This is a genomic window from Streptomyces sp. NPDC048462, from assembly GCF_043200175.1.
Lineage (GTDB): Bacteria > Actinomycetota > Actinomycetes > Streptomycetales > Streptomycetaceae > Streptomyces.
Map to the genome: position 1 here is coordinate 455,958 of NZ_JBICXG010000003.1, position 22,772 is coordinate 478,729.

Annotated in this window: 19 protein-coding genes; 7 read left to right on the top strand and 12 right to left on the bottom strand. The window is 72.6% G+C overall.

From position 1 onward, the window contains the following. Positions 1–90 precede the first annotated feature (90 nt). Both ACGFU6_RS08015 and ACGFU6_RS08020 read right to left on the bottom strand, forming a co-directional pair. On the bottom strand, positions 91–1,884 hold the full coding sequence (locus tag ACGFU6_RS08015) for an ABC transporter ATP-binding protein (protein WP_393608898.1): 1,794 nt from the start codon (positions 1,882–1,884) through the stop codon (positions 91–93). Positions 1,885–1,993: 109 nt separating this feature from the next. Beyond that, positions 1,994–3,235 (bottom strand): benzoate/H(+) symporter BenE family transporter, encoded by a 1,242-nt coding sequence (locus ACGFU6_RS08020; RefSeq protein WP_393608900.1) that lies wholly within the window; start codon positions 3,233–3,235, stop codon positions 1,994–1,996. A gap of 155 nt (positions 3,236–3,390) precedes the next feature. On the opposite strand from ACGFU6_RS08020, the gene ACGFU6_RS08025 reads away from it, so the two are divergent. Then, positions 3,391–3,975 (top strand): helix-turn-helix domain-containing protein, encoded by a 585-nt coding sequence (locus tag ACGFU6_RS08025; RefSeq protein WP_393608901.1) that lies wholly within the window; start codon positions 3,391–3,393, stop codon positions 3,973–3,975. Here ACGFU6_RS08025 and ACGFU6_RS08030 read toward each other — a convergent pair. From ACGFU6_RS08030 to ACGFU6_RS08055, 6 genes are all read right to left on the bottom strand, one after another. Further along, on the bottom strand, positions 3,948–5,579 hold the full coding sequence (locus ACGFU6_RS08030; protein WP_393608902.1) for an ABC-F family ATP-binding cassette domain-containing protein: 1,632 nt from the start codon (positions 5,577–5,579) through the stop codon (positions 3,948–3,950). The two genes, ACGFU6_RS08025 and ACGFU6_RS08030, sit on opposite strands and share 28 nt — an antisense overlap. 80 nt (positions 5,580–5,659) lie before the next feature. Continuing rightward, positions 5,660–7,294, bottom strand: coding sequence for an ABC-F family ATP-binding cassette domain-containing protein (locus tag ACGFU6_RS08035; protein WP_393608903.1), 1,635 nt, complete (start codon positions 7,292–7,294; stop codon positions 5,660–5,662). A gap of 308 nt (positions 7,295–7,602) precedes the next feature. After that, positions 7,603–8,877 carry a VWA-like domain-containing protein gene (locus ACGFU6_RS08040; protein WP_393608905.1) on the bottom strand — a complete coding sequence of 425 codons (1,275 nt, stop codon included), beginning with the start codon at positions 8,875–8,877 and terminating at the stop codon, positions 7,603–7,605. Then, positions 8,874–10,151 (bottom strand): AAA family ATPase, encoded by a 1,278-nt coding sequence (locus tag ACGFU6_RS08045; RefSeq protein WP_393608907.1) that lies wholly within the window; start codon positions 10,149–10,151, stop codon positions 8,874–8,876. Before ACGFU6_RS08045 ends, ACGFU6_RS08040 begins: the two co-directional genes overlap by 4 nt. A 98-nt stretch (positions 10,152–10,249) precedes the next feature. After that, complete coding sequence (locus ACGFU6_RS08050; protein ID WP_393608908.1) at positions 10,250–11,695, bottom strand: hypothetical protein; 1,446 nt, start codon at positions 11,693–11,695, stop codon at positions 10,250–10,252. A gap of 178 nt (positions 11,696–11,873) precedes the next feature. Continuing rightward, positions 11,874–12,632: an IclR family transcriptional regulator gene (locus ACGFU6_RS08055; RefSeq protein ID WP_393608909.1), complete on the bottom strand. Its 759-nt coding sequence runs from the start codon at positions 12,630–12,632 to the stop codon at positions 11,874–11,876. Positions 12,633–12,915: 283 nt separating this feature from the next. Here ACGFU6_RS08055 and ACGFU6_RS08060 point away from each other — a divergent pair, with 283 nt between their 5' ends. Next, a complete protein-coding gene (locus ACGFU6_RS08060; protein WP_393608911.1) occupies positions 12,916–13,272 on the top strand; it encodes a VOC family protein in 357 nt (118 codons plus the stop codon). Between the two features lie 192 nt (positions 13,273–13,464). Then, a complete protein-coding gene (locus ACGFU6_RS08065) occupies positions 13,465–15,849 on the top strand; it encodes an ATP-binding cassette domain-containing protein (protein ID WP_393608912.1) in 2,385 nt (794 codons plus the stop codon). 47 nt (positions 15,850–15,896) lie between these two features. On the opposite strand, the gene ACGFU6_RS08070 is transcribed toward ACGFU6_RS08065, so the two are convergent. Together ACGFU6_RS08070 and ACGFU6_RS08075 are read right to left on the bottom strand one after the other, a co-directional pair. Then, entirely contained in the window at positions 15,897–16,463 is a 567-nt protein-coding gene (locus ACGFU6_RS08070) for a glutathione S-transferase C-terminal domain-containing protein (RefSeq protein ID WP_393608914.1), read from the bottom strand. Positions 16,464–16,559: 96 nt separating this feature from the next. Next, on the bottom strand, positions 16,560–17,381 hold the full coding sequence (locus ACGFU6_RS08075) for a helix-turn-helix domain-containing protein (protein ID WP_393608916.1): 822 nt from the start codon (positions 17,379–17,381) through the stop codon (positions 16,560–16,562). An 87-nt stretch (positions 17,382–17,468) separates the two neighbouring features. Between ACGFU6_RS08075 and ACGFU6_RS08080 the strand changes: the two genes are divergently transcribed. Next, positions 17,469–17,837: a nuclear transport factor 2 family protein gene (locus ACGFU6_RS08080; RefSeq protein ID WP_393608917.1), complete on the top strand. Its 369-nt coding sequence runs from the start codon at positions 17,469–17,471 to the stop codon at positions 17,835–17,837. 61 nt (positions 17,838–17,898) lie between these two features. Here the strand turns inward: ACGFU6_RS08080 and ACGFU6_RS08085 are convergent, their stop codons facing one another. Continuing rightward, complete coding sequence (locus ACGFU6_RS08085) at positions 17,899–18,813, bottom strand: serine hydrolase (RefSeq protein WP_393608919.1); 915 nt, start codon at positions 18,811–18,813, stop codon at positions 17,899–17,901. Continuing rightward, complete coding sequence (locus tag ACGFU6_RS08090; RefSeq protein WP_393608920.1) at positions 18,810–19,682, bottom strand: LysR family transcriptional regulator; 873 nt, start codon at positions 19,680–19,682, stop codon at positions 18,810–18,812. Before ACGFU6_RS08090 ends, ACGFU6_RS08085 begins: the two co-directional genes overlap by 4 nt. A gap of 130 nt (positions 19,683–19,812) precedes the next feature. On the opposite strand from ACGFU6_RS08090, the gene bla reads away from it, so the two are divergent. The 3 genes from bla to ACGFU6_RS08105 all read left to right on the top strand — a co-directional run bounded on the left by bla (position 19,813) and on the right by ACGFU6_RS08105 (position 22,762). After that, positions 19,813–20,748 (top strand): class A beta-lactamase, encoded by a 936-nt coding sequence (gene bla, locus ACGFU6_RS08095; RefSeq protein ID WP_393608921.1) that lies wholly within the window; start codon positions 19,813–19,815, stop codon positions 20,746–20,748. A 111-nt stretch (positions 20,749–20,859) separates the two neighbouring features. Then, on the top strand, positions 20,860–21,735 hold the full coding sequence (locus ACGFU6_RS08100) for a glycosyltransferase family 2 protein (RefSeq protein ID WP_393608923.1): 876 nt from the start codon (positions 20,860–20,862) through the stop codon (positions 21,733–21,735). Between the two features lie 265 nt (positions 21,736–22,000). Then, positions 22,001–22,762, top strand: a complete 762-nt coding sequence (locus ACGFU6_RS08105; protein ID WP_393608925.1) for a DeoR/GlpR family DNA-binding transcription regulator — start codon at positions 22,001–22,003, stop codon at positions 22,760–22,762. Positions 22,763–22,772: the final 10 nt, after the last annotated feature.

Genomic DNA, 22,772 nt, shown 5'->3' on the forward strand with positions numbered 1-22,772 from the left:
CCACCGGGGTCGTCGCGCCGCGCCCGGCCGGTTCCCGCCGTGCCCGCGGCACGGTGTCACGGGACCGGCCGGCGCGTCATGGACGGTGCGTCACGGGCGAGCCGGCTGGAGCCCCGCGTACACGCCGCCCCTGTCCAGCAGCTCGTGGTGCGAGCCCACCTCCGCGATCCGGCCGCCCTCCATCGCCACGATGCGGTCCGCGTCCCGGATCGTCGAGAGACGGTGGGCGACGACGAAGACGGTCCGGCCGTTCACCAGACGGGACAGGGCCTCCTGGACGAGGGCCTCCGAGTGGTTGTCGAGTGCGGAGGTGGCCTCGTCGAGCACCAGCACCCGGGGATCGCGGATCAGCGCCCTGGCGATCGCGAGCCGCTGCCGCTGCCCGCCCGAGAGCCGTGCGCCGCGCTGGCCGACGACCGTGTCCAGACCGAGCGGCAGATCCCGTACGAACTCCAGCGCGTTGGCGTCCTCCAGGGCGCGCGTCAGCGTGGCCTCGTCCGTGTCGCCCATCCCGTACGTCACGTTGTCGCGGATGCTCCCCTCGAACAGGATCGACTCCTGCGGCACCACCGACAGGAAGCGCCGGTAGCTGCGCAGGTCGAGCCCGGCCATGTCGGTCCCGTCGAGCATGATGCGGCCCGAGGTGGGCCGGATGAAGCCGATGAGCAGGTTGAGGACGGTCGACTTGCCCGCGCCCGAGGCGCCGACCAGCGCGATCGTCTCGCCCGGCCGTGCGGAGAGGGTGAACCCGTCGACCGCCGGGGCCGCGTCGTCGTAGGCGAATCCCACGTCCTCGAAGTCGATGCGGCCGGTGACCCGCTCCACCTGCGCCTTGCCGGCGTTCTGCTCCAGGTCCGGGGCCTGCAGCACCTCGCCCGCCGAACGCACGGACTCCAGGCCCTTGGTGAGTACGGGGGCCAGGCCGAGCAGCGTGGTCACGGAGCCGGTCAGTACGGTGAAGAAGGAGCTGAGCATCACCACGTCGCCCGCGGTGATCGGCATCCACCCGTGATAGGCGACCAGGGCCGAACCCGTCAGGCACAGCACGCCGAGCGAGTTGAGGATCACCCAGGCCAGCGAGCCGAAGCGGCCGTTCACGGTGTCCAGTCGGAGCCCGGCCGCGAACACCTGGCGCAGCGAGCCGTCGACCCGGCCCAGCGCCGTCCGCTCCAGGCCGTGGGCGCGGGTGATGGGGATGAGTGTGGTCATCTCGCCCACCCGGGAGGAGAGCTGCTCCACCTCGCGGCGGAAGGACTCGTTGTGGCTGCGCAGCCGTGCGCGCAGCTTCATCACCAGGAACCCGGCGGCCGGCACCACGACGAGGAAGACGGGCAGGAACGCCGGTACGCGCAGGCCGATGACGACCAGGCCGCCGACCAGGGTCACCACGGCGCCGAGACCCATGTCCGCGCTCTGCTGCATCATCTGTTCCACGGACTCCACGTCGCGGACCACCTTGGCCTGCAGCACGCTCGAACTGACCCGGGCGTGGTAGCCGATGGACAGCTGCTGCATCCGGCGGCACAGCGCGGAGCGCAGGGTGATGCCCATCCGGCGGATGCTGCCGCCGAGGAGTCGTACGTACCACTGGTGGAGCGGATAGTTGATGACGAGGATGAACAGCAGGATGCCGGTGGACTCCCAGAGTCCGGACTCCGGGCCGTGCTGGACGACCACGTCGAGGACGGTCGCGGTGATCAGCGGCAGCAGCCAGATCGGGCTGTGCTTCACGACGAAGACGAGGACCGCCAGCGCCAGCCGGCCGCGGTCCGGGTGGAACAGATGGCCGAGGGTGCGTACCGGGTTCTCACCGCGGTAGCGGTGGTCCAGGTGGTCGAAGGGTGTGAGCGGTTCTGCGGGGACGGGCGCAAGCGCTTTCGGCATGGAGTCCATCCCACCGTGCTCGCGCCGTGCGCGGCAACCGAGTTCCACGGACAGGACAGTCGGCTGCCGCGCACGCGGCCGGTCCACCGGGTACGGGCCCCGGCCGGTGTCACGGGACGCGGAGTTCGCGCGGCGATGCCTCGGGTTCGGGGGCCGGGGCGGGGGTCTCGCGGCCGGACCGCCCCAAGGAGGCGATCGCGCCGGTGATCAGGCCCGCCAGCAGCCCCCAGAACGCGGATCCGATGCCGAGGAGCGTCACCCCGGAGGCCGTGGCGAGGAAGGTCACGACGGCCGCCTCCCGGGACGACTTGTCGGCCAGGGCCGTCGACAGGGAGGACTCGATGGTGGCGAGCAGGCCGATTCCGGCGATCGCCAGGACCAGTGCGTGCGGCATCGCGGTCAGGAGTGAGGCGACGGTCGCGCCGAGCAGGCCCACGCAGAGATAGAAGACGCCCGCCCAGACCGCCGCCAGAAAGCGCCTGTCGCGGTCGGGATGGGCCTCCTCGCCCGTGCAGATGGCGGCCGTGATGGCGGCGAGGTTGAGGCCGAACGCGCCGAACGGCGCCAGTACGGCGTTGGCCGCCCCGGTCCAGGTCATCAGCGGGGACACCGGTACGTCGTAGCCGGCACCCCGGATCACGGCCACCCCGGGCAGGTTCTGGGAGGCCATCGTGACCACGAACAGCGGGGCTCCGACGCTGACGAGCACCTTCCAGTCGAACTCCGGGGTGACGAAGACCGGGGTGGCCAGTGCGAAGCGGACCTTGTCCGGCTGCCAGCCACCGGTGAACACCGTGGCCACCACCCCGGCGCCGAGCGCCAGCAGTACCGCGTACCGGGGGAGCAGGCGCCGCCCCAGCAGATAGAGCACGAACATCGGGAAGGCGACCGCGAAGCTGCCGTGCATCGTGCTGAACAGCCCCGTGCCGAACCGCAGCAGGACCCCGGCCAGAAGTGCGGCCGCCAGCGGTACCGGGATCCGGCCCATGACACGGCTGAACCAGCCCGTCACCCCGCTGAGGAGGATGAGCAGCCCGGAGAAGACGAACGCGCCGACCGCCTGGGGCATGGACACACCACTCAGGCCGGTCGTGAGGAGCGCCGCCCCGGGCGTCGACCACGCGGTGACGACGGGGGCCCGGTAGCGCAGCGACAGACCGACGCAGGTGCAGGCCAGGCCGACACCGAGCGCGAGCATCCAGGAGGAGATCTCGCGTGAGTCGGCCCCCGCCGCCCTCGCCGCCGTGAAGACCAGGGCCGCCGAACTGGTGACGCCGACCATGACGGCGATCAGTCCTGCGGCCACGGCCGAGAGCGGCGCGGCCGAGCGAATGCGGGCGAGCACGAACATGGTGAGCCACTTCCCCCGTGCGGTGCGGGCGCCGTCGACCAGCAGCGGGACCGGCGCACCGCGAGCGTGTTCCGTATACGGAACGTTCTGTTTATGGAACACTAGAGAGGCGGGCTGACACCCGTCAACCGGGAATGCGGGGTGGCTGGACGCCGATGGGACCGAACGAGGACGTCGGGCGCAGGCTACGGGCGCTGCGGCACCAACAGGACCTGTCCCTCTCGGAGTTGTCCCGGCGTTCCCGGGTGGGCAAGGGCACGCTCTCCGAGCTGGAGAGCGGCCGGCGCAACCCCACCCTGGAGACCCTCTACGCCCTCGCCACCGCCCTCGGCCGGCCGCTCAGCGCCCTCCTCGGCGACCCGGCGCAGCAGGGCGGACCGGGCTCCGCCCCCGGTTCCGGGACCGGCTGCGCCGAAGGCCTTCCCGGAGTCTCGGGCAGCGCCGTCACCGCGGTCCTGCTGGAGCGGTACGAGGACGAGGCGGCGGTCACCGATGTGTTCCGCGTGACGATCCGCGCCGGCGCCACCCAGGAATCCGAGGCGCACGTCCCGGGCACGGGGGAGAGCCTGATGGTGCTGTCGGGCGCCGCCGTCGTCGGCCCGCCGCACGACACCCGGACGGTCGGCCCCGGTGCGTCCGCGCGGTGGCCGGCCGACGTGCCCCACATCTACAGCGCACCGGACGCCGACGTGCACGGCATCCTCTTCGTCCGCTACCCGACGGCCCCGGGCTCCGGGTGAAGCCGGATGCGGCGGCCCTGCCACCGCATCCGCAGCCAGCGGTCGTGGCTGGCCACCACGACGGCGCCGGGTCCCGGTCCGAGCGCCTCCTCCAGCTCGTCGCAGAGCCGGGGGGACAGGTGGTTGGTGGGTTCGTCGAGCAGCAGGAGCTGCGGAGGCCGGGCCGTCAGCAGGGCCAGCGCGAGCCTGCGCCGCTGGCCGGCCGACAGCCGCCCCACCTGCTTGTCCAGGTCTGCCTCGTGCATCAGGCCGAGCGAGGTCAGCGGGACCGCCTCGGCCCGGCCGGCGCCCAGCGCGCGCTCGTAGGTGTCACGGACGGTACGGTCCGGCCGCGCGAACCGGGTGTCCTGCGTGAGCAGCCCGACCGTGAGCCCCGGGCGCCTGCCCACCTCGCCCTCCGGGGTGAGACGCCCCGCGAGCACGGCGAGCAGCGTCGACTTCCCCGCGCCGTTGCCGCCCGTGACCAGGAGTCGTTCGGCCGCCGCCACATCGAGCCTGTCGATGGCCAGGCGTCCCGGCACGCGCACCCCGCGCAGGGACACCAGGGTGCCGTCGGCCGAAGCTCCGGCGAGCCCCGGGTGCCGGAACCGCAACGGCTGCGGAGGTTCCCCGGTCCGCCGCCGCTCCAGCTCCGCCAGCCGGCGCGAAGCGTTGCGGACCCGGCGGGCGATCTGGCTCTGCACCCGGCCCGCCCGCAGGCCGTACCCCATCTTCTCGCTGTCGCGCGGACCTCGGTCCGGCGCGACCTGCCGCGCCGTCACATCGGCCGAGCGGCGCAGCGCCTCGATCTCCTCCTGCTCCTCGGCGTACAGCCGTTCCCAGCGCACCCGCTCCGCCCGCTTCACGGCCAGGTAGGCGCTGTAGCCGCCGCCGTAGCGCACGGGCCCCTCGACGGCCGGATCCAGGTCGATCAGGTCGGTGCAGACCGCGTCCAGGAAGGCCCGGTCGTGACTGGCGATCACGACCGGTCCCGGCATCCCGCGCAGCTGCTCCTCCACGAAGGCGGCGGCCTCGTCGTCGAGGTGGTTGGTCGGCTCGTCCAGCAGGAGGGCCGAGGGGCGCCGTACCAGAAGTGCGGCCAGTGACAGCCGGCCGCGCTGCCCGCCGGAGAGCGAGCCGAGCGTCCGCCTGTACGGCAGGGCCGCGAGTCCGAGCCCGGTGAGCAGGACGGCGGCGCGCCGGTCGGCGTCCCAGGTCCGCCGCTCCTCGGCCAGTTCGAGCCGGTGGCCGTACGCCGCCAGCAGTTCGGCGTGGCCGGGGGAGTCCTGCGGGGTGCGGGCCAGCTCCTCGGTGAGCCGGTCGATGGCCGCGAGGTCCTCCCGGGCCTCGCGCAGGGCGTCGTCCAGCACGTCGGCGATCGTCGCCGTGGCGTCGAACGCCATCTCCTGGTGCAGGAAGCCCAGGTCGGCGGGCCTGGTGACGCTGCCGCCGTCGGGCTCGTCCGTACCGGCGAGCAGGCGCAACAGAGTCGACTTGCCGACACCGTTCTCACCGATCAGGCCGATGCGGTGGCCGGGCGCGGCGGTGAGGGACACCCCGTCGAGTACGCGCTTGGAGCCGAGGGTGCGGACGATGTCGTGTGCGAGCAGTGCGGTTGCGGGCATGGTGGCTCCTCCAACGTGATCGGTTCGCGGCCCGCCGGGCGGTCTGCCTCGGGCGCGGGCCAGGACGGCACGTCAGCGGTTCACATCTGCGGAGTCCCGGTCTCCACCAGCTCGCCGTCCGCCAGCCTCAGCCACCGGTCCACGCCGATCCTGCTGAGGAAGGGCTCGTCGTGACTGACGACCACGAACGCTCCCCGGTACGAGCTCAGCGCGCCCTCCAGCTGATCCGCGCTCGTCAGGTCGAGGTTGTTGGTCGGCTCGTCCAGGAGCAGCAGCTGCGGGGCCGGTTCGGCGCACAGTACGCAGGCCAAGGTCGCCCGAAGGCGCTCGCCACCGGACAGCAGCCTGACGGGCAGGTGGGCGCTGTCGCCCCGGAAGAGGAAGCGTGCGAGCAGGTTCATCCGCTCCGCCTCCGGCCGGTGCGGGGCGGACACGGCGAAGTTCTCCGCCACCGTACGGTCGAGGTCGAGCAGGTCGAGCCGCTGCGACAGATAGGCGATCCGCCCGTCCAGCCGCCTGATCTCGCCTCCCTCAGGCTGGAGTTCGCCGTTGATCAGGCGCAACAGGGTGCTCTTGCCGGCGCCGTTGGCGCCCGTGAGTGCGATGCGTTCGGGGCCGCGGATCGTCAGACCGACGCCCTCGCCGGCGAACTGCTCCCGCCCGCCGAGGCGTACCCGTACCCGCTCGGCGAGCAGGACGGTACGTCCGGCGGGGACGACGGTGTCCGGGAGATCGAGGGTGATGCGCTGCTCGTCGCGCACCGCCCGGCCAGCCTCGTCCAGCCGGGCCCTGGCCTCACCGACCCGGGCGGCATGGGTCTGCCCGGCCCGGCCCGCGGACTCCTGGGCGCCCCGCTTCATGTTCCCGGCGAAGATGCGTGGAAGGCCGGCGCTCTTGAGATTGCGCGCGGCGTTGCTCGCCCGGCGCTCGGCGCGCTCGCGGGCCTGCTGCAACTCCCGCTTCTCCCGCTTCAGTTCCTGTTCGGCGTTGCGCACGTTCTTCTCGGCAACCTCCTGCTCGGCCCGGACGGCTTCCTCGTAGGCGTCGAAGTGGCCTCCGTAGAGGCGCAGTTCGTCGCTGCCGAGTTCGGCGATACGGTCCATGCGGCCGAGGAGTGCACGGTCGTGGCTGACGAGCAGCAGGGCGCCGCCCCACGCGTCGAGCGCGTCATGGAGCGAGCGCCGGGCTTCGAGGTCCAGGTTGTTGGTCGGCTCGTCGAGCAGCAGTACATCGGGCCGCTTCAGCAACTGGGCGGCCAGACCGAGCGAGATGACCTGTCCGCCGCTGAGCGTGCCGGTGCTCCGGTCGAGGGCGATGCCGGTCAGGCCGAGCCGGTCCAGTTGTGCGCGGGTGCGCTCCTCGATGTCCCAGTCGTCACCGATGACCGCGAAGTGGTCCTCGCCGACATCGCCGGACTCCACGGCGTCCAGGGCGCGGATCACCGCGTCGACCCCCAGTACCTCGGCCACCGTCAGGTCGCCGGTCAGCGGGAGGCTCTGCGGCAGGTAGCCGAGCGTGCCGCCCACCGAGACGGCGCCCGAGGTGGGCCGGAGCTCACCGGCGATCAGCTTGAGAAGGGTGCTCTTGCCGGACCCGTTGGGGGCGACGAGCCCCGTACGGCCGCTCCCCATGGCGAAGGACAGGTCATGGAAGACAAGGGTGTCGTCGGGCCAGGAGAAGGAGAGACCGGAGCAGATGATGGATGCGTCGGACATACGGGGGACCTCGCGTGTGATCCGGGACGGCACGGAGTGCGGCCCCGGGGGATATGGACAGAGGGAACAACGACATGGCCACATCGGCTGCGCTCCTGGGCGCCTGCCGGTGGCCGGTCAGCTCCGGGTATCACCCGGAGATGTCGTCGTCACCCGCCATGTCTGATCTCCTCCGTACACGCTGAACAGCGTGACCACATTAGCAGGCGGGCCGCCCCCGGCCCTGCGGACAACGCCGGACGGACCCCACCGGACGGGGCCACCGCGATCCGTCACCCGCCAGGGTCTTTCGTTTGGATCAGGCCGGATCAGGACGAGCCGATCTCGACCGTGCGCGCCCACGCGGGCGGCGCGTCCGGCACGTAGCCGGGATCGTCCTCGCTCCACGATCCGTGCGAGTGGCGCCGGGGAAACAGACCCACCACCGTCCGGCACGCCGGCCGCGCCGCGGGCCACGGCGTCTGCCCGTCCGTGAGGACCACCACGACGTCAGGACGGGGCCGGGCCCGCAGCGCCCTGGCGAACCCCGAGCGCAGATCCGTACCCCCGCCGCCGATCAGGGCAATGCCCTCGGCGCGGCACAGCGGGTGAGCGACTCCGGCGGCCGCGTCGCACGACAGGACGCTGACCAGGTCCCGGCGGCCGCCGACGGTGCGGGAGATGGCGGCGACCTCCAGGAGCGCGCTGCCCAGTTCGGCGTCACTGACCGAGCCGGAGGTGTCGATGATCACGGTGACCCGGGGCGGCCGGCGGCGGAGGCTCGGCAGCACGGCGCCGGGCACCCCGGCCGCACGGCGGGACGGGCGGCCGTAGGTGTAGTCCTGGCCGGTCCCGGGGCCCGAGGCCGCCGAGCGCACGGCCGCCCCCAGCAACTCCCGCCACGCCTGCGGCGGGTGGAACGCCTCCTGCGCCCACCGCTGCCACCCCTGCGGAGCGTCTCCCGGGCGGCCGGTGATGCCCTGGGCCACCCGGAACCGGACCGCGTCCCGTTGCTGGGCGCTGAGGCCGTGTGCGCCCTCCGGCCCCAGGTCCCACTCCCTCTCCAGCCCGTCGGCCCCGCTGCCGCAGTCCAGCCAGGCGAGGTCCTGCGTGTGCGGCCCGAGGCGGAACTGCCGCAGGTAGTCCTCCATGAGCTCCCCCTCGGGGAGCCCGAGGCTCCGCGGGGTGACTGCGCCCTCCGGCCGGGCCAGCCCCTCACCGAACACGTCGTCGTTGATCTCGCAGTCCGCGGCGATGTTCATCCGCAGCCGTTCACCCGGGCCGGTCAGCCCCCGCTCCCGCGCGACCCGGTCACCGCGCCCGTGATGGTCGCGCAGCAGGTGCGAGATCTCGTGCACCCACACCCCGGCCAGCTCCTCCACCGGGGTGGCCGCCACGAACGCCGGGGAGGCGTAGCAGCGCCAGTGCCGGTCGACGGCCATCGTCGGCACCCGCCGCGATTCGACGGTGTGCAGCGCGAACAGTGCCGTCGCCAGGTAGGGGCGGACCCGGGCGGCGTGCAGCCGGGCGGCGAAGAGCTTGTCGAGGTCCAGCGGCAGCGGCGCGGCCGGTGTCCGGCGCGTCTCCGGTGTCCTGGGCGTCATCGGCGGGCCTGTGCGGCGGCGGCCGTACGGGCCGCTGCCCGGTCCGCGCGGCGGGACAGCGAGACGACCCCGGCCAGCTGCTCGATGGCGGCGGGTACGTCCCAGTCCTCCTGGCGCAGCGAGGCGAGTGTGGTGGCGGGAACGACCACCAGATCAGGTGCCCCGGACTCCAGCGCCCGGACCAGAAGCTCCCACGCGGCGTCCCATCGGGGCCTCTCGGGGCGGTTGCGGACCGCGGCCACCACGCCGTCGAGCGCGGCCTGACGCAGGTCCCCGCGCTCGGGCAGGACGGCTCCGGCCGGGTCGGCGAGCAGGAGCTCGGGGTCGGGCAGGTCCATCCGGTCCAGGCTCGCCAGCAGCTCCAGCCCCGGACCGTCCCCGACCGTGCCCCGGACCAGTGCGGAGAGCACTTCCCGGGAGGAACCGGCCGCGGTCGCGAAGGCGATCAGTGACAGCGTCATGTCCCAGGTCCGGGGCGAGGGCCAGGGGCCGCCCCGGCGGGCCTCGTTGCTGGGCAGCCGGTGCACGAGGGCGGGGCGCGCGGACAGCAGCCCGCACACCGCGCGCCGGGCGAACTCCACCGCCTGCGGCAGTGCGCCGGGGGAGAGCCGCGGCAGCGTCGCACGGGGCCAGGTCCCGCCGAGCCCGCGCACGACGACCTCGTGGTCGTGGGCCCACTGGAGGTGGACGAACCGGTTGGCCAGGGGCGGGCTCAGCTCCCAGCCGTCGGCGGCCGAGGACCGGGGATTGGCGGCCGCCACGATCCGTACCTCGGGCGGCAGCCGCAGGGAGCCGATCCGCCGTTCGAGCACGAGGCGGAGCAGAGCGGCCTGCACGGCCGGGGCCGCGGTGGACAGTTCGTCCAGGAACAGCAGCCCTCGGCCGGCCCGTACGAGCCGCACGGCCCAGTCCGGCGGGGCCATCGGAACGCCCTGTTCCGCGGGGTCGTCGCCGACGATGGGCAGCCCGGAGAAGTCGGACGGCTCGTGCACGCTGGCGATGACGGTGGTCAGCGGCAGCTCCAGGGACGCGGCGAGCTGGGTCAGGGCGGCGGTCTTGCCGATTCCGGGCTCGCCCCAGAGGATCACCGGCAGGTCGGCGGCCACGGCCAGGGTCAGCGCCTCCAGCTGTGTGTCGGGGCGCGGTTCGGTGCCGGTGTCGCGCAGCAGGGCGAGCAGTTCACCTGCGACGTCGAGCTGGGGGACATCGGCGGCGGCCGGTCCGGACGGTTGGGCAGGGGCGTCGGGGGTGGCGAACGGTGCGTATGCGGGCATGTCTGATCACCTGTCGGTTGTGGGTTCGTGACGCGCGGATCGTGGCGTGCGGTTCGTGACGCGCGCGCGAGGCACGCGGGCAGGGCCGGGCCCTCAGGTCAGCGGAAGGTCGCCAGGCGTGGGCGAGGGGTACGGTCACCGGAACGGGGACGGGGCCGTGGGCGGGAACGGGGACGAGCCGGGAAGAACCGGCCGGGCGCGGACCCCGGTCCGCCGCCGATCAGGCCGGCCCTGAACAGTCCGTGGGTGATCCGCCGTTGGGCGGCGGCCGCCAGCTCGTCCCGCAGGGCGCCGCCCCGCAGCACCGCGTCGGGGCCGAGCAGACCCTCGACGACGGCCAGCGCACCGGTGATGTCGCCGTGCAGGAGCCGTTCCCGTACCCCGCTGAGGCAGTGCGGGCGGCGGTGCGCCTCGTCGATGGCCCGCAGACAGGGGAGCGGATTGCCGGTCAGGGCGACCAGCAGCTCCTCGCGGCGGATCTCGGCCGGATCGTGGTCGAGCGGCGCCAGCACCCCGTCGACCAGCCCGATCCGGTGCCGGGCGCCCCGGCACTCCACGAGGCGCGGTCCGCCCGGCGGGTCCGGATCACGGTGGTCGCCCGGCGGTGCGTGCTCCGGTGCCAGGGCCGAGGCGACCAGCGGGTGCAGCCGCCCGGCCTCGATCGCACCGGCCCGGAGCAGCTCCAGGTCGGGCGGCACCCAGGCCGCCGCGTCGGGCAGGACCGGCAGCGCGGCGGCGACCCCATCGGCGGGCGCCGCCGAGATCCGCAGCGCGGGCGGCCCGGGGCCGTCCCCGTCCACGGCCGGGTCCAGGAGCAGCCGGTGCCTGACCCCGCACCGTACGGTGACGGGGCCGACGGGCAGTCCCTCGGCCCGGAGCAGGATCCCGGCCTCGTCCGCCCACCGGTCGACGGCGAAGCGGTGCAGCCGCAGCGCCGGCACCGGGCCCGGGAGCGGCGGGTCCGGTACGGGACGCAGGCCGGCGGCCGGCCGGTCGGCCCCGGACCGGCTCCGCAGCTCGCCGGCCCTGCGCGCGTCCCAGAGGTGGCGGTGCAGATCGAGCCGGAACCGCCGGCTGGGGTGGGGATGCGGGTGCCGTCGTGCAGCGGCGTCGGCGAGGGAGCCGTCCCACAGCGCGAGGCTGATGCGCTGACCGCCGTCCGCCCAGGCCGGCGGCGTCCGGATCACGAGCTGGGCCGGGTACGGGCCGTCCGGGCCCCAGGCGTCGTACCGGGCCAGTGCCATGGTCAGGCCCGGACGCAGCAGGCCGTCGGGAGCCGTTCTCGGCAGGTGCCAGCGCAACAGGTCCGGCGCCAGATGCCGTAGATCGGCCCGGACACGGGCCGCGAGCTCACGGCCGTGCGCGTCCGCCACGGAACGCAGGTTCAGATCGACGTCGACGCCCGCTGCGGCACACGCCCCTGCCCAGTCCCCGGAGGAACGGCGGCCGGTCGCGGTCTCGATCATGGAGGACGGCACGGCGAACTCGCGCACGCGCAGCCAGTAGGAAGAACGGGAATCCCGGTTCGCGGTCTCGGTGAGCATCAGCACTCACCTTGCGCGGACGGGTCCCCCAATCTGTGAACAGAGTGAGTCATCATCGCGACGACCGTATAGCTCGCGACACCGGACCGCCACGGATTTTCTCGAACTGCCCGGAAACGGGGCGCGGTCGGGGACCGGCCCGGATTGTCCGGGGTCCTGTCGCGGCCCGGTCGGGGGCTCAGTCGGGCAGGGAGAGGCCCATCGTCACGCGCATCGCCGAGGACAGCAGCCCGGCCCGGACGCGGGTGGTCCGGTACATCCGGTCCGACCGGAAGGAGATGCCCAGCGAACCGATCTGGTCACCGCTGTACACGGGCACGGCTATGCATGTCGTACCGCGGGCGTACTCCTCCCGGTCCATGACGACTGGCGCCGCCGGCGTGGAGTCGAGCTGCCGCAGCAGCTCCTCCCGCCGCGTGATGGTGCGGGGGGTGAGATCGGTCAGCGTATGCCGGGAGAAGTACTCGGCGCGCGCCTGCTCGTCGAGTTCTCGCAGCACGCTCTTGCCGAGAGCCGTGGCGTGTCCGGCGTCCTGGAATCCGACCCAGAGATCCACCCGGGGGGCCCGGGCGCTGTCGACGATCTCCAGGACCCGGATCTCGCCCTCCTCGTACAGCGTCAGATAGACCGCGGCCGAGAGCTCGTCCCGCAACGACTTCAGGACGGGCCTGACGGGGGCCGGCAGCCCGCGCCCGCCGCCCGCGGCGCCCGGCGACGAGCGCTCGGGGGAGAGGGCGAACGTGCCGTCGGCCGCCTCGGTCAGATAGCCGTCGCGTGCGAGCGCCTTCAGGAGCCGTTCGACGGTGGCCAGGGGCAGACCCGCCTCCCGGGCCAGCTGCCGCACGGGGACATCCGCCGAGTGCGATCCCGCCGCCTCCATCACGCGGAGGGCACGCTCGACGTACGCGATGAGCTCGGGGCCGCCCTCGTCACCCATGCACACAAGCATGGACCCGGTGCCGGACGGCAGCAATACGACCGGTGCACGGCCCTGACCTGGGGCGCGTGCCGAGGCGAAGGGGCGCGGCGCGTTCCGGGACCGCTGCGGGGACCGGTCAGGAATGGAGAAGCGCGGTCACCGGGCCGCAGCTAGCGTGATTGCCAGACACCGGGCGCCCGGGCATCGGGCGCCGACCGTGCCCGCCGGCTCCGTACCTCCGCGCCGGCCCGGCGCGACCGTCCACATGGGGCCCCGCGCCCCACGAACCACAGGAGCGACCATGACCGGCTCAGCCGCCAAGGGAATCAAGACCGTCCTGCACCCCGTGTCCGACCTGGCAGCCGCCAAGGCGGTGTACACGGCCCTGCTCGGCGTGGAGCCGCAGGCGGACGCGCCCTACTACGTCGGCTACGAGGCCGGGGGCCAGCACATCGGTCTCGTGCCGGACGGGGGAGGGCAGGGCATGGCCTCGCCCGTGACCTACTGGGAGGTGCCCGACATCGAGGCGAAGCTGGCCGAGGTGACGGCCGCGGGCGCCACGGTGAAGGAGCCCGCGCACGACGTTGGCGGCGGACGCCTGGTGGCCACCTTCACGGATCCCGACGGCAACGTGCTCGGGATCCTGCAGGACACCTGAGTACGGCCGCTGAGCCGTCCCGCGCGTCCGGCACGGCGGGCGAGCGGCGCGGCCGCCCTCCCGCCGGGATGCGTTGGCCACGGACACGTCGGCCAAGTAGAACCATGCCTACAGTCCTCAGCCGGTCGACGGAAGACAGATGGCCGACAGCGGACAGATGGCCGACAGCAGACAGATGGAGAACCGATAAGCATGGCCACGAGTAAGGACGCGCGGTCGTCCGCACCGCACGCCGCCGACATCCACGATGTGATCCGCGTGCACGGCGCGCGCGTGAACAACCTCAGGGACGTCAGCATCGAGATCCCGAAGCGGCGGCTCACGGTCTTCACCGGTGTCTCGGGCTCGGGGAAGACCTCGCTGGTGTTCAACACGATCGCGGCGGAGTCGCAGCGGCTGATCAACGAGACCTACAGCGCCTTCGTGCAGGGCTTCATGCCGACGCTGTCGCGGCCCGAGGTCGACGTCCTGGACGGGCTGACCACCGCGATCATCGTGGACCAGCAGAGACTGGGCGCCGATCCGCGCTCCACGGTCGGCACGGCCACCGACGCCAACGCGATGCTGCGGATCCTCTTCAGCCGCCTCGGGAAGCCGCACATCGGCCCGCCGGGCGCGTACGCCTTCAATGTCCCCTCGGTCCGGGCCAGCGGTGCCATCACGGTGGAGCGCGGTGCCAAGAAGGCGGTGAAGGCGACCTTCAACCGCACCGGCGGCATGTGTACGCGCTGCGAGGGACGGGGCACCGTCTCCGACATCGACCTCACGCAGCTCTACGACGACTCCAAGTCCCTCGCCGAGGGCGCCTTCACCATCCCCGGCTGGAAGTCCGACAGCTTCTGGACCGTCCGGGTCTACGCCGAATCGGGACTCCTGGACCCGCACAAGCCGATCCGCAGGTTCACCAAGAAGGAGATGCGGGACTTCCTCTACCGGGAGCCGACCAAGGTCAAGGTCGAGGGCGTGAACCTCACTTACGAGGGTCTGATCCCCAAGATCCAGAAGTCCTTCCTGTCCAAGGACAAGGAAGCCCTGCAGCCCCACATCCGCGCGTTCGTGGAGCGGGCCGTCACCTTCACCACCTGCCCCGAGTGCGACGGCACCCGCCTCAGCGAGGGCGCCCGGTCCTCGAAGATCAAGCGGATCAACATCGCCGACGCCTGCGCGATGCAGACCAGCGACCTGGCCGACTGGGTCCGCGGTCTCGACGAGCCCTCGGTCGCACCCCTGCTCACCGCGCTGCGACAGACGCTCGACTCGTTCGTGGAGATCGGGCTCGGCTACCTCTCCCTCGACCGGCCGACGGGCACGCTGTCGGGCGGCGAGGCCCAGCGCGTCAAGATGATCCGCCACCTGGGCTCCTCGCTCACCGACGTCACCTATGTCTTCGACGAGCCGACCGCCGGGCTGCACCCCCACGACATCCAGCGGATGAACCGGCTGCTGCTGCGCCTGCGCGACAAGGGCAACACGGTGCTCGTCGTGGAGCACAAGCCGGAGACGATCGCGATCGCTGACCATGTCGTCGACCTCGGCCCCGGCGCCGGTACGGCGGGCGGCACCGTCTGCTTCGAGGGCTCCGTCGAGGGCCTGCGGGCCGGGGACACCGTCACGGGGCGCCACTTCGACGACCGGGCCACCCTCAAGGAAGCGCCGCGCAAGCCCACCGGCGCGCTGGAGGTCCGGGGAGCGGACGCGAACAACCTGCGCGGCGTCGACGTCGACATCCCGCTCGGGGTCCTCGCCGTGGTCACCGGCGTCGCCGGTTCCGGCAAGAGCTCACTGATCCACGGCTCGGTCTCCCGACTGGACGGGGTGGTGTCGATCGACCAGGGCGCGATCCGGGGCTCGCGACGGAGCAACCCGGCCACGTACACCGGGCTGCTCGACCCGATCCGCAAGGCGTTCGCCAAGGCCAACGACGTGAAGCCGGCCCTGTTCAGCGCCAACTCCGAAGGCGCCTGCCCCGGTTGCAACGGCGTCGGGGTCGTCTACACCGACCTGGCGATGATGGCGGGCGTCGCCACCGTCTGCGAGGAGTGCGAGGGGAAGCGGTTCCTGGCCTCGGTGCTCGAATACCGCCTCGGCGGCCGCGACATCAGCGAGGTGCTCGCGATGCCGGTGGCCGAGGCCGAGGAGTTCTTCGGCGCCGGAGAGGCGCACACGCCCGCCGCCCACCGCGTCCTCGGCAGGCTCGCGGACGTCGGGCTCGGCTACCTCAGCCTGGGCCAGCCGCTCACCACCCTGTCCGGCGGTGAGCGGCAACGGCTCAAGCTGGCCACGCACATGGGCGAGAAGGGCGGCGTCTACGTCCTCGACGAGCCCACCACCGGCCTTCACCTCGCAGACGTCGAGCAGCTGCTCGGCCTGCTCGACCGGCTCGTGGACTCCGGGAAGTCCGTCATCGTGATCGAGCACCACCAAGCGGTCATGGCACACGCCGACTGGATCATCGACCTCGGTCCCGGCGCCGGTCACGACGGCGGTTCGCTCGTCTTCGAGGGCACCCCCGCCGATCTGGTCGACGACCGCTCCACGCTCACCGGCGAGCACCTCGCCGCCTACGTCGGATCCTGAGGGGGAGCGCCGAAGGGCGGCCGCCCCGATCGACGTCGCCGCTGCGTTCAGCGCTTCGGTGGCTTCGGTGGCTTCGGGAAGGCGGGGTGGCCGCCGAGGCGCTCCACGTACTCCCGGAGCCGGGGACGGCCGCCAAGGGTGCCGGCCGGGCCGAGATGGACGAGCGCCACCCACAGGTCCACATCGGCAGCGGTCAATTCCTCGCCCAGCGCGTAGGGCCGGGGGGCGAGCGACCGATCCAGCAGGTCCAGGGCCACCGACCGCTGCGTATGACTCGCCCGGGGCGTGACATCCCGGTCCAGCATCTCGCGGAGGGCCTCGATGTCCGCCGCGAGCTCCGGCGGCCGCAGCGCCGACGGGCGGGCCTCGTCATGGCCCGAGAGCAGGCCCGCGAGATCGCGGAGGATGTCGGGCGTGTGGTTGCTGACGACGCGTCCGCTCCACCGGTCGCACAGCGCGGGCGCCGTCAGCGGACCGTCGTAGTGGTGCAACGTGGCCTCGTACGCGCTGCGCAGCGAGGCGAGCGCCTCGGGTGCCCCGGCGGGGTGCCCCAGGAACGTGGTGGCGACCGAGTCCTCGAGACCGAGCAGGGCTAGAGTGATCGAGATACGCATCGACCGGAGCCCGGTCCTGGCCGGGGCGCCACCCACAGCCGCACCCACAGCCGCACCCTCAGCCGCATCCGTTCCCCGGTCCGCTCTCGCGGCCCGTCAGGTGTCCCGCCCTCCGTCGTGACCGTGAAGCAGCGGCGGGCCGCCGCGCACGTCGGCCATGCTCCGCAGGAAGGCGGCGCTGTCGGCGTCCGCCGGGTAGTACGACTCGATCGAGAGCTCGTCGAGCGTGATGTCGTGCGGGGTGCCGAACGTGGTGATCGTCGAGAACAGCCTCAGCTCACGTCCCCGGAACCGGAAGATCATCGCAATCGCCACCTCCGAGGCCGCCGTGGGGGCCGGCTCGTCCGGCTCACGCTCCGCGAAGAACTCGTCGTACAGTGCGCCGACCACCGGATCACCGGTGCGGGCGAGCTGACGCGACAACCGCGCGCGGAAGAACGAGCCGACTTCGGTGAGGTTGACGATCCGGGAGGCGAGCCCTCGCGGATCGAGCCCGAGCCGCACCATGTTGACCGGAGCGGCGAGCAGCGCGGGATCGACGCCTTCGAGGAACAGCCCGACCGGTGCGTTGGACAGCACGATGTTCCAATGCCGGTCCACGACCAGCGCCGGGTACGGTTCGTGCGCGTGCAGTACCTGGATCAGGGCGTCCCGGACGGCTGACATGTCCGGCTCGTCGAGCGGCCGCTCGCCGTACCGGGGCGCGAAACCGGCTGCCACCAGCAGACGGTTGCGGTGCCGCAGCGGAACGTCCAGCTGTGCCGCGAGGCGAAGCACCATCCCGGCGCTCGGCCGGGACCTGCCGGTCTCCACGAGGCTGACGTAGCGGGGTGATACGTCGGCGGCAAGCGCGAGATCGAGCTGGCTCAGCCGTCGGCTGTGACGCCACTCGCGCAACAGGGTGCCTACCGTTTCCACAACGCCGACCCTAAGGGCTGTCCCGGAGACGTTCCATGAACTGGGAGTTCATCGACACCGCCCGAACGCGTCGCGAAACTTGGCGGCATGAGCACTGACAACAGGGAACTGGTCCTGAAATGCCTGGAGTTCTACGGAAGGGGCGACCTCGATGCCGTATCGCCGCTGCTGTGCGACGACTACGCCGATCACGGGCTGCCGTTCCGGACCTCCACGAAAGCCGAATGGATCGAGGCGGCGGGGAAGCTGCCCCACGCGGAGCTGCGCATCGACATCCGGAGCGTGGTGGCGCAGGGCGGCTTCGTGACGCTGTTCTCCCACCGGTGGCTGCCCGGAGGCGCGCTCGACATCGCGGTGGCCGACATCTTCCGCATCCAGGACGGCCTGATCGCGGAGCGCTGGGAGGTCGTCGAGCAGATCCCGGTGAACGCTCCGAACCCTCTGGAGACACTCTGACCACGGCGGCGGCGCCGGGCGGGTGCCGGCGTCCTTGGCGGTGAGGGGGAACCGGCCCAGGTCAGGTGCCCTGGTTCCCCCGCAGCTCCTCCACGGCGGCCCGCGCCGCGGCCCCGATCACGGCGTCGGCGCGCGGCAGCCTGCTGTCGGCCCTGGCCGCCTGGGTGAACACCACCGCGGTGTAGGTGCTGCCGTCCGCGAGTTCGACGACCCCGGCCTCGTGCCGGAGCGAACCGAAGGTGCCGGTCTTCCCGTAGACGGTGACGTCGTCGTAGGGAAACCCCGAGGCGAGCCGGTGCGTCCACGGCTGCCTGCGCATCACCTCCCGCATGAACGCGCAGCCCTCCGCCGAGGCGGCCTCATCCGTCCAGACGGCCCGCAGCAGCCGTGCCAGGTCCGCCGGGGTGCCGGATGCCTTGAAGGCCGGGTCGTACACGCCCGCCGGTACGACGGTGTCGTTGTCGGCTACATGGGCCAGGGCCGCGTCCAGCGACGGCGCTCCCGTCTCCGCGACCAGCCGGCTGAACGTGCTGACGACACCGCCGCGGACATGGGTGTCGGGCATGCCCAGCAGGCGGCAGACGGCATCCACCGCATCGGCGCCGACGGCCCGCAGGACGGCGGCGGCCGCGGTGTTGTCGGAGACGGTCATCATCAGCGCCACCAGATCACGCAGGGACATGGTGACGGGGTCCTGGAGGATGGAGACGCCCGTCGGGCCGGGGACCCGGTCGGCGGCATCCAGGGTCACCCGGTGGCACGGGTCCAGCCGTCCCGCGTCCGCGAGGCGGCAGAAGGCGGCCATGAGCGGCAGCTTGTAGACCGACCCCAGGGGCAGCTGTTCGCCGGGATCGATGACCACGCGGGCGGCCGGGCGCCGCAGCTCCGCCACGTGCAGCCAGCCCCGGACGCCCGCGTCGTCGAACATGCCGCGAATGGCGCGCTCCACACCGCCGCCCCGGCGCGACCGGCTCACGGTGCCACCTTCCGGGCCAGGGCGTCCTCCAGCAGCTGCGCCGTCCCGGCGGTCTCCAGCGCACCCGGACGGCGGGGGTCCCAGGCGACCCGCAAGCGCAGGGGCAGCGGCGGGTCCGTCGCCGTCCGGCGCTCCACGCCGGACGCCGTCAGCGCCTCGTCCGCCGTGACGAGCACCGCCTGGCCCGCCGCCACGAGGGCGAGGGCGGCGCGCTCGTCGGAGACCACCACGGTCTCCACGCGGCGGCCCCGGCTGGCCAGGGTGTCGACGAATAGGTCATGCGCGGCGGGTGCCTCGGCACGCGGGCGCACCGCGACGGGCAGGCGTGACGCGGCCGTCCCACCGCTCGCGTCGACCCCGGCGGGGGACAGCACCCAGGTCGGCAGCAGGATCACCCGGCCCGCGGCGAGACCGTGCAGCACGGACGGGTGCCGGATCACGGCGATGTCGACCCGTCCGGCCGCGACGTCGGCGAGGAGTGTGGCAGTCGACGCCGTCACCATGCCGATCCTGGCGCGCTCACCCGCCCGGACCGGGGCCGCCGCCGCCTCGGCGGCCAGCGGCGCCGGCACCTCCGGGGCAAGCCCGATCCGCAGCCGCCGGCCGTCGGCCTGCTCACGGGCACCGGTCTCGCGGAGCTCCGCGAGGGCGGCCAGGGCGCGGCGGGCGTGCGGAAGCAGCAGTGCCCCCTCCTCGGTGAGGAACACCCCCCGCTCACGGTCGAACAGACGGACCCCGAGCAGCGACTCCAGTCTCCGCAGGCCCTGCGACAACGGTGGCTGGGTCATGCCCACCCGCTGGGCGGCCGCACCAAAGTGCTCCTCGTCCGCCAGGGCGACAAAGATTTCCAGATGTCGTTCGGTGAGCAATCCGTACCTCCTGGCATGCGGTGATATGGCTTGTGAATGAGGAAGATGCCGAGATGGTATTCGACATGCGGCCCGGCGTCGGACTTGACTTCGGACAGCCCACGTCCCCGGAACAGAAAGCCCGTATGCCATGCAGACTCGAACTTCGCTGTCCCGTCGTGCCGTACTGGCCGGACTCGCCGCCCTGCCCCTCGCCGGATGCGCGGGCGGCTCGGACGACGCCTCGCCCGCCTCCTTCAGCTCGCCGGCCGCTTCGGGCCCGGCCCCCGCCGACCCCCGTACCGAACGGGCCTTCCGTGAACTGGAGCGGAAGTTCGACGCCCGGCTCGGGGTCCACGCGCTCGACACCGGCAGCGGCCGGACCGTCACCCACCGGCCGGACGAGCGATTCGCCTACGCCTCCACCTGCAAGGCGCTGCTCGTCGGCGCCGTACTGGACAAGAACTCACTGCGGCAGATGGACCGGCTCGTACGCTACGGCCGAGGCGACCTCGTGAGCGCCTCACCGATCACGGAGAAGCACGTCGACACCGGGATGACCCTGCGCGAGCTGTCCGACGCCGCGATCCGGTACAGCGACAACACCGCGGCCAACCTCCTCTTCCACGAACTCGGCTCCCCCCACGCCCTGCAGAAGGCCCTGCGCTCACTCGGTGACGAAGTCACCCGCTGCGACCGCTACGAGACCGCGCTCAGCGATGCCACCCCCGGCGACCCCCGCGACACCAGCACCCCCCGCGCCCTGGCCACCGACCTGCGCGCGTACGTCCTCGGCAGCACGCTCCCCGCGGACAAACGGGCCGTGCTGACCGACCTGCTCAGGCGCAACACCACCGGCGACCACACCATCCGCGCGGGCGTTCCCGACCACTGGCAGGTGGGCGACAAGACGGGCACGGGCGGCTACGGCACCCGGAACGACATCGCCGTCATCTGGCCTCCCGGCGCCGCCCCGATCACCCTGGCCGTCCTCTCGCGACGCTCCACCAAGGACGCCGAACGGGACGACGCCCTCATCGCCGGAGCCGCGAAGGTCGCCATCGGGGCGATCGGGGCGCTCGGGTAGCCGCCCGTAAATCGCGTGGCCCGGCCTGCTCGGCATGGCGCCGCGCGGCAGACGGCGGCTTGATGGCAGGCCCTAGCATTGGCATCTTCACCGACCGCTGGAGCGAGCCCCATGCCATTGCCACGCCTTGGAGTCGTCATCGTCACGATGGGCACCCGCCCCATCGAACTGGCCGCCCTGCTCGCCTCGGTGGAGAAGCAGGACGTGCCGGCGGCGAGGGTGGTCCTGGTCGGCAATGCGACGCCCCTCACCGACATCACGGCCGACGTGACCAGGATCCCGCTCGAGGAGAACCTGGGCTGCCCCGGCGGCCGCAACGTCGGGCTCAGGGCGCTGAGTGAGTCGGGGGAGGTGGATGTCGTCGTCGAACTGGACGACGACGGCCTGCTCATCGCCGAAGACGTGTTCCGCCGGGTTCAGCGGCTGTTCGCCGACGACCCCGGGCTCGGCATCGTCGGGTTCCGGGTCGCTGACGAGCACGGGGTGACGGAGCGGCGCTGGGTGCCCCGGCTGCGCGCCGGCGACCCGATGCGGGGTGGTGCGGTGACCGCCTTCCTCGGCGGCGGACACGCCTTCTCGATGCCGATGCTCGGCGGGATCGGCCGGTGGCCGGCGGAGTTCTTCTTCGGGCACGAGGAGTCCGACCTGGCCTGGCGTGCGCTCGACGCGGGCTGGACGATCCGCTACGAACCCGAACTCGTGCTCCAGCACCCGAGGACGTCCCCGGCCCGGCACGCGACCCACTACCGCTTCACCGCCCGCAACCGGGTGTGGCTGGCCCGCCGACGCCTCCCGGCCGCGCTGATCCCGGTCTACCTCGGGGTCTGGATCTCCCTGACCATGGCACGGATGCGCTCGGCCGCCGGTCTGCGGGCCTGGTGGGGCGGGTTCGCCGAGGGACTGCGGACGCCGTGCGGACCGCGCGAGCCGATGAAGTGGCGCACCGTGTGGCGCATGACCCGGCTGGGCCGGCCACCGGTCCTCTGAACGGGCAGTGTCACCGGGTTCCGGCGGGGGAGTGCCGACCGCCGCGGGCGCCGTTCGGGCACTCCCTCGGCCTTGATCGGGCAGGAGTCCGGGCGGACGCGACCCGTCCGTGCGGCTTGACCAGCCGATACGGCCTCGGCGAAACGGGCACGAACGGGCACAGGTGACGTTGTGAAGAGCCTGGTCGCAGCGGGTCCCTTGCTTGTACAAACGACCCATGAGCCCGAACGGGGCCTGAGTCGCAGCGAACGCAGGGAAGTATGTCGTGGACACCGACGAGCGCCGACGAGAGATCCTCAAGATTGCCCGACGCGAAGGATCGGTGGACGTAACCGCACTGGCCGGGGCGCTCCAGGTGGCCAAGGAAACCGTCCGGCGTGATCTGCACATCCTGGAGGAGCACGGTCTGGTGCGCCGCACCCACGGCGGCGCCTATCCCGTGGAGAGCGCGGGCTTCGAGACGACGCTGGCCGCCCGCACCAGCCGTCTCGTCCCCCAGAAGTCCAGGATCGCGGCGGCCGCGGCCGACCTGCTCGGCGACGCGGAGACGGTCTTCGTCGATGAGGGCTACACGCCCATGCTCGTCGCGGAGGCACTGCCCCGGGACCGGCCCCTGACCGTGGTCACCGCCTCCCTCGCCGTGGCGACCGCTCTCGCCGACGCGGAGAAGGCCACCGTGCTGCTCCTCGGCGGCAGGCTGCGCGGTTCCACGATGGCCACCGTCGATCACTGGACGACCCGGATGCTCGCCGGATTCGTCATCGACCTGGCGTACGTCGGGGCGAACGGCATCTCCCGCGAGTACGGGCTGACCACGCCCGACCCGGCCGTGAGCGAAGTGAAGGCCCAGGCCATGCGCAGCAGCCGTCGCAGGGTCTTCGCCGGCATCCACACCAAGTTCGGCGCCGTGAGCTTCTGCCGCTTCGCCGAGGTCGGTGACTTCGAGTCGATCGTCACCGACACGGGTCTGGCCTCCGCCGAGGCCCAGCGCTACTCACGTCTCGGCCCACAGGTCATCCGCGCCTGACGCACCCCCG